Here is a 2,708-nt window from a genome sequence, read left to right on the forward strand (position 1 = left end):
CGGTCGTTCCGAGCCGAGCGGAAAGCCACAGTACAAGCATTGAAAATACGAAGAAGGTCGGCGGATGGTCGGTTGTTCCGTACATATAAGCCCTCTGGACAAAACGATCGCCTGTTCACTCACAACGGGTCGGCGCGCGCAACATGCAGCAAACGTCGAATTCATTTCGATTGTCGCGTCATCAGCCTGTCCGTCGGCCAGATGCGCCAGTTCGAACTATAACGCGGCGACCCTGAGAGACACGTTGAATCTGCCAATCGATACGTCATGCCATGCATCCCGGGCCCTATAATCACAGCCCACATGACTGGACTCAAAGGAACGTGAAGAATGACGACTGATAATGAAGAGATTCAGGTCCGCGATACGAACGGCGCGTTGCTTGCGAATGGTGATTCCGTGCAACTGATAAAGGATTTAAAGGTAAAGGGAACGTCCGTGACATTAAAGCGGGGCACAATTGCGAAAAATATCAGGTTGACGGGTGACGAGGGTGAGATTGAATGTAATGTAGAGAAGGTAAAAGGCTTGGTATTAAAGACAGAATTCGTAAAAAAAGTCTGAAGCACCCCTATCCGAAACGGCTGCACAGTTCGCAAGGAAACGAAGTCCCGTTCCGGACGGGGATAATTTCGAGTAATAAAAAACCGAAACAAATTTCCTTAAAAATACACTGCGATAACAATCGCTCAAGGCTCTTCGCATCGAAAGCTGGAAGCATCGTTAATGCTTCCCTTCCCCACATACCGCGGAAAGCGGGGGTAACGGCACAACGGCCGAGTCCGGCCATTGGTAGCGCCGGCGATATCCGTCGCAATCAGGGTCTCGGGCGCGATGCCTTTGCTCACCCATCGATCCAGCGCGCCGAGCTCGTCCCACGCGGGAATAAACACCCCGCTCCCATGTTGAAACCCTGGCACCATATAAAGCCGCATGAACGAATCGACGACATCCTGCCCATATCGCTCCACAATTTCATGATAGAAGGCAATCGTCTGATTAGGGCTGATAACCTCATCGGCGAGCCCGTGCATGGTGATAAGCTTACCGCCGTGCGCAATAAACGCCGACATGTCCGAATTCATCGCTCCTACTGTCGCCGATAACTCGATTAAACGGGATTTATAGCGCCCCGGATTATCGACATCAAAGCCAAGCGTGTTGAACGTGAGGTCATGCGTGACAAAATACTTCATATAGACATCGCCTTGCGCAAACAAATACCCGTTCTGACCGAATTGTAAAGGTTCCACTACATCAGGCGAATCGCCAAGTCCAAGTCGGGTGGAGAAATCAGCGCCTTGAAAGACGTTATAGCCGTGATAGCGCCTGACGCCATAAGTCAGTTCAAAAGGAAGTGTGAATCCGTCACGCAAGGTTTCGAGCGTGGCCAACTGAGCTTCCGATAGACATGTATCCCGCAACGAAGGCCATTGCCCGTTCGCGCAACGCAGTTCGGCAATAATCTGCGGCTCGCGCTCGCGACACGCTTCCACATTTGAAACGATGCCATCTGCGACGCCATCGAGTGCGTCACATTCGCGCATAACCGTGTCGAAGACGCGCTTTTGCTGCGCCGGCCCGACAAACCCGCCTGGCCGTCCATACGCCGCTTGCCCGACTTTGACGCCCATGAGACGCACGCCGGAAAAGTTGATGGCGGGCGCGTTGGCGATTACCCCGTCGTAGTCGTCGGGATATCGCTCGATGACGGTAAAGGCTTCGCGTCCCCCCGTGGAGCCGCCGGCGAAGTAGGTTTTCTCGGGCTTGCGGCCATATCCCATCGTGATCAGCGCGAGCGCGACGTCGTGAGTTTTCTTGAGATGGCCGTAGCCGAAGTTGAGCAGGGCTTCGTCGTTCGTCGCGAAATCGGCGCGGCCCGCGTTGCCGACGTGTCCGGAATCGGAACCGAAAGTCGCATAGCCGGTCGACAATGGCGACGCGGATGGCGCGAACGGCGTAGGCTCGGTGCCGCTGACTACCACGCCGCTATAGCCGCCGCCGCCCATTTGCAGTGCGCGTCCGTTCCATCGAGCCGGCAAGTTCACTTCGAAGCGAATGTCAGGCGTGGTGTCGAGTTGCGCCTTGATCACGCCGACGAGCCGGCAGTACTCACCGTTGCGGTTATGCAGATCGGTCGCAGCCACGACCGACGCACCGAGGATAAGCGCGCCGCGAGTCGGCAATTCGATGGCCGATGCGGGCACGGTCTGGCCCTGGAGTTCGGCGCAGTGCTTGACCACGGACGCCGCGGCGCTTGCGTGGGAGCACACGGCAAGGGACGCGATGAGCGACAGTATGGCGAGGGGGCGCGGGAAAGCTTTGGGCGATTCGGGGGCAGCGGCAAGCGATGTACGTTGGGGCAGGTTGAGCATCGGCATCGGTCGGGGGCTGTAGCGGTGCGTTTGGATATAAGTTAGAGCCCTTCTGTGGGGCAGCGGTAGAACTTCTATTAGCGTGCGCGATCGACTGAGCGCGATTTTCTTGCCTATTTTCATGTTGGGTCAACGGAAAAAGCCCTCGAAAATACTACTCAAGTCGCCCCCCGGCGCTCGCAGAAGAACCCCTCACTCCCCCGCCCATTCCCCCCTCAAATCGCTATTCTGCAAGAGTTGAAGCAAGGTCGCCGCCGGCGGGCTCAAATTCGCCGCTCCCAACGCGATAAACTCGATCTCCGGCAATTCCGGCAGCGCCGAGCGATTCAACGG

General features: G+C 56.4%; 2 protein-coding genes and 1 pseudogene. 1 reads left to right on the forward strand and 2 read right to left on the reverse strand.

Annotated elements, in window-relative coordinates:
* Nucleotides 1–330 precede the first annotated feature (330 nt).
* Nucleotides 331–564, forward strand: coding sequence for an alkylphosphonate utilization protein (locus tag WCA53_RS08715; protein WP_423908042.1), 234 nt, complete (start codon nt 331–333; stop codon nt 562–564).
* Between the two features lie 125 nt (nt 565–689).
* Here WCA53_RS08715 and WCA53_RS08720 read toward each other — a convergent pair whose 3' ends face one another.
* Both WCA53_RS08720 and WCA53_RS08725 read right to left on the reverse strand, forming a co-directional pair.
* Nucleotides 690–2,375 (reverse strand): tannase/feruloyl esterase family alpha/beta hydrolase, encoded by a 1,686-nt coding sequence (locus WCA53_RS08720; RefSeq protein WP_423908044.1) that lies wholly within the window; start codon nt 2,373–2,375, stop codon nt 690–692.
* 192 nt (nt 2,376–2,567) lie between these two features.
* A pseudogene (locus tag WCA53_RS08725) lies at nt 2,568–2,708 on the reverse strand (LysR family transcriptional regulator); the annotation flags it as partial.

Origin of the sequence: Caballeronia sp., from assembly GCF_049581465.1 — a bacterium.
GTDB lineage: Bacteria > Pseudomonadota > Gammaproteobacteria > Burkholderiales > Burkholderiaceae > Caballeronia.

What these genes read in the sequence shown, in the direction of transcription:
- WCA53_RS08715 (WP_423908042.1), top strand. Translation starts at nt 331, where the DNA reads ATGACGACTGATAATGAAGAGATTCAGGTCCGCGATACGAACGGCGCG.
- WCA53_RS08720 (WP_423908044.1), bottom strand. Translation starts at nt 2,375, where the DNA reads ATGCTCAACCTGCCCCAACGTACATCGCTTGCCGCTGCCCCCGAATCG.